Below are 5051 nucleotides of genomic sequence, written 5' to 3'. Positions count from 1 at the left end.
GATAATGTCACAAATAAGTTTAGCGAACTTACTAAAAACATAACGAATATTACTCAGCAAGTTAAAGGTGATGCTTTGTTATGGAACGATAAAGCTAATGCCTTTGTAGCACGTCATGAGAAGAGCAAAGAAGAAAAAGGCAGAGCTGTAAGGACACAAGAAAACAGTAGAATTACGTTCCTTGCCAATGGTGAGATTAGCGCTAATTCAACGGATGCTGTCACGGGTGGTCAGCTTTATTTGCTGAACGAACAACTTGCAACCTATTTTGGTGGAGGTGCAGGTTATGATGAGCAAGGACAATGGAAAGCTCCAAGTTTTAAGGTTAAGACAGTTAAGGATAATGGTAAATCTGAAGAGATAGACTATGGCAATGTGGCGGATGCTTTGACTGGAGTTGGTAATTCTTTCACAAATATTAGAAATGAGATCAGCAAAGAGATTAATAATGAGATTGCCAATGTGAAAGGTGATAGCCTTGTTAAGAAAGATCAAGCAACCAATCTTATCACTATTGGTAAAGAAGTAGAAGGCAGTGAAATCAATATCGCTAATAGTAGCAAAGCAGATCGAACTCTTTCTGGTGTGAAGGCAGCAACACAAAATAATGAAGCTGTTAACAAAGGTCAGCTAGATAAAGGTTTGAAGGATCTTTCCATTAGTCTTCAATCAGATGACTCGGCTGTTGTTCACTACGATAAACAGAAGGATGGCGCCCCTAATTATATGAGTGTGACTTTGGGTGGTAAAGATAAGACACCTGTTGCACTCCATAATGTTGCCGATGGTCAGATTGCCAAGGATTCACATGATGCAATCACGGGTGGTCAGATTAATAAAATCGGTGAGGATGTAGCTAAGTTTTTAGGTGGAGAAGCATCCTTTAAAGATGGAGCTCTTACACAACCAACGTATAAATTATCTTACATTGCCAAAGATGGAAGTGTAACAGAGAGTGCCTTTCAAGGTGTTGGAACCGCTTTTGCAGGTCTTGATACAAATATCAAGAATGTTAATGCGCGGATTAAAGAAGTTTCAGAAGGGGTAGCACAGGATTCTTTGAATTGGAGCAAGGAAGCCAATGCGTTTGTCGCGCGTCATGAAAAGAGCAAAGAAGAAAAAGGCAAAGCTGTCAGGACACAAGAAAACAGTAGAATTACGTTTCTTGCAAATGGTGCGATTAGCGCAAACTCAACGGATGCTGTTACGGGTGGACAGCTTTATTCGCTGAACGAACAACTTGCAACCTATTTTGGTGGAGGAGCTGGATATGATAAAGAGGGCATGTGGAGAGAACCAGATTTCAAGATCAAGCAGTTTGGTGAGGATGGTACTTCTTTTGACAAGAACTATACGAATGTAGCTGATGCACTTGCAGGTGTTGGAAGTTCTATTACGAATGTTCAGAATAAATTGACTGAACAGGTTAATAATGTGATTACCAAAGTGGAAAGCGAAAGCTTTGTTCAGCAAGATAAGACAACGAGTCGTCTCACTATTGGTGCAAAAGTAGGTGGCACAGAAATCAACATAGCCAACAAGACTGGTGTGGATCGGATAATTTCTGGTGTTGGGGAAGCAAAGAACAATAATGACGCTGTTAACAAAAGCCAGCTTGATAGCAATATCAAGAATGTCAATGATAATGTGACAAATAAGTTTAGCGAACTTACTAAAAACATAACGAATATTACTCAGCAAGTTAAAGGTGATGCTTTATTATGGAACGATAAAGCTAATGCCTTTGTAGCACGTCATGAAAAGAGCAAAGAAGAAAAAGGCAGAGCTGTAGCCGCTCAAGACAACAGCAAAATTACGTTTCTTTTAGATGGTGATGTTTCTAAAGATTCAACGGATGCTATTACGGGTGGTCAACTTTATTCGCTGAACGAACAACTTGCAACCTATTTTGGTGGTGGCGCTGGCTATGATGCGCAAGGACAATGGAAAGCTCCAAGTTTTAAGGTTAAGACAGTTAAGGATGATGGTAACTCTGAAGAGAAAACTTATAGCAATGTAGCGGATGCTTTGGCTGGAGTTGGTGCTTCTGTTACGAATGTAAAAAATGAGATCAGCAAAGAGATTACGAATGTAGTGAGTGATAGCCTTGTTAAGCAGGATAGGATGGGTCTTATTACCATTGGTGCGGAAAGAGGTGGCAATAAAATCAATATTTTAAATCGTGATGGTGCTGCTCGAATTCTTTCTGGTGTTAAGGCAGCGCAAAATGGGGACGAGGCAGTCAATAAAGCGCAGCTTGATGCAAGTCTGAAGGATCTTTCCAGCAGCCTTCAGTCAGAAGATTCAGCCGTGGTTCTCTACGATAAAAAAGAAGGCGGAATAGTTGACTATAGCAGTGTGACTTTAGGTAAAGGTAAGGATGCAGAACCAGTTGCACTTCATAATGTCAAAGATGGTGTCATTGGTGAGAGTTCACATGATGCGATTACGGGTGGACAACTTCATATCATCACAGATGATTTATCAAAGATTTTAGGTGGCGATGTATCCTTTGATGGCAAAAACTATAAAGGACCAAAGTATGACTTATCGACAGTTTCTAAAGACGGTGAGGTAACAGATAAATCGCATACCGATGTTGGTTCTGCCTTTAAAGGACTTGATGATAATATCAAGAATGTGAATCAGCGTATTAAGGAAGTCTCAGAAGGGGTTGCACAAGATTCTTTATCATGGAGTAATGAAAGTAACGCCTTTGTAGCACAGCATAAAACGGAAGAAGGTAAAAAGGAAAACAGCAAGCTTACATCACTTGCGGCTGGCTCTATAGTATCAGGCTCGAATGATGCGGTTACGGGAGGTCAGCTTCATACCATAGCTTCTGATTTATCAAAGATTTTAGGTGGCAGCGTGTCCTTTGATGGTGAGAAGTTTAAAGATCCCACTTATACGGTGTCGAAAGTTTCTGAAGCTGGTGAAGTAACAAGCGAATCCTATAATGATGTAGGCTCTGCTTTTGCAGGAATTGATACGAACTTCATAAATGTGAATAAACATCTGTCTAATGAGGTCAAAAAGTTTAATGAAAAACTAAGTAATATTACGCAAGAAGTTCAAGGCGATGCTTTGTTGTGGAGTGATGCTGAAGGGGCCTTTGTGGCACAGCATGGAAAAGAAGATAAAAGAGCGAGCAGCAAGATTAAACATCTTGCCAACGGAGACGTTAGTGGAACTTCAAGCGATGCTATAGCAGGAAATCAGCTATATGCTCTAGGTGACAGTGTTGCGCAGTCTTTAGGTGGTCATGCTAGTTATGCCGGTGGCGCTTGGACAGCTCCAAGCTTCAAGATTAAGACCATTAATGAGGATGGTACTAAAGTTGAAGAGAAGAAGTATAATACTGTATCGGAAGCTTTTGAGGGTGTAGGAACATCTTTTGAGAATCTTCAAAAAGAGTTTACCCAAAACAACACGGAGATTACTGAAAATATTAAGCAAAATGCATTGTTGTGGAGTGATTCTGACAAGGCGTTTGTAGCAACACATGGAGAGAAGGAAAGCAAGAGTAAGATTACATTTCTTTCCAATGGAGAGGTCTCTGCAAGCTCAAGTGATGCGATCAATGGTTCTCAGCTTTTTGATACGAATAAGACTGTTGCAACTTATTTAGGTGGTGGCGCTGAATATAAAGAAGGTAAATGGACGAATCCTAAATTCACGGTCAAGACCTTTGATGCTGATGGTGGATCTAAAGATCAGAATTATCCTGATGTAGCGAGTGCTTTAACAGGGGTTGGTAGTTCTATCACGAATGTTAAAAATGAGATTACAAAACAAATTACCAATGAAATTGCCAATGTTAGAGGAGATAGCCTTGTTAAGAAAGATGCAGATACAAATCTTATCACTATTGGTAAAGAAGTAGAAGGCAGTGAAATCAATATAGCCAACAAGACTGGTACGGATCGGACTCTTTCAGGTATTGGTGAAGCAACAAAGGATAATGAAGCTGTTAACAAGGGTCAGCTTGATGCAAGTCTGAAGGAACTTTCTACCAGCCTTCAATCTGATGATTCAGCTGTTGTTCATTACGATAAACAGAAGGATGGCGCCCCTAATTATATGAGTGTGACTTTGGGTGGTAAAGATAAGACACCTGTTGCACTCCATAATGTTGCCGATGGTCAGATTGCCAAGGATTCACATGATGCAATCACGGGTGGTCAGATTAATAAAATCGGTGAGGATGTAGCTAAGTTTTTAGGTGGAGAAGCATCCTTTAAAGATGGAGCTCTTACACAACCAACGTATAAATTATCTTACATTGCCAAAGATGGAAGTGTAACAGAGAGTGCCTTTCAAGGTGTTGGAACCGCTTTTGCAGGTCTTGATACAAATATCAAGAATGTTAATGCGCGGATTAAAGAAGTTTCAGAAGGGGTAGCACAGGATTCTTTGAATTGGAGCAAGGAAGCCAATGCGTTTGTCGCGCGTCATGAAAAGAGCAAAGAAGAAAAAGGCAGAGCTGTAAGGACACAAGAAAACAGTAGAATTACGTTTCTAGCAAATGGTGAGATTAGCGCCAACTCAACGGATGCTATTACAGGTGGTCAGCTTTATTCAGTCAATCGGACGGTTGCTAGCTATTTTGGTGGTGGCGCTGGATATGAGAATGGAGAATGGGTTGCCCCCACATTCAAACTTAAAACTGTCAATGAAGATGGTAGCACTGGTGAGGAAAAGGTTTACAATAGTGTAGCGGAAGCACTTTTTGATATTAGTAGTTCTGTCACGAATGTTCATAATGATGTAACCAATGTAGTGAGTGATAGTCTTGCCAAGCAGGATGATGAGACAAAAGTTATCACTATTGGTAAAGAAGTAGAGGGTACAGAACTCAATATTGCAAATAAAGACAAAGTAGATCGGACACTTTCCGGTGTGAAGGAAGCGGTGAAAGGTAATGAAGCAGTCAATAAAGCGCAGCTTGATGCAAGTCTGAAGGATCTTTCCAGCAGCCTTCAGTCTGATGATTCAGCTGTTGTTCATTACGATAAACAGGCAGATGGTAAAACTGATTATAGCAGTGT

1 pseudogene is annotated in these 5051 nt (G+C 40.4%); it reads left to right on the top strand.

Annotated elements, in window-relative coordinates:
- Positions 1-5051: pseudogene (locus ACFIJL_RS08545) on the top strand (hypothetical protein); the annotation flags it as partial.

The sequence above is a fragment of the Bartonella sp. TT119HLJHH genome, from assembly GCF_042193385.1.
Lineage (GTDB): Bacteria > Pseudomonadota > Alphaproteobacteria > Rhizobiales > Rhizobiaceae > Bartonella.
This window is presented reverse-complemented; position numbering and strand designations above follow the sequence as displayed.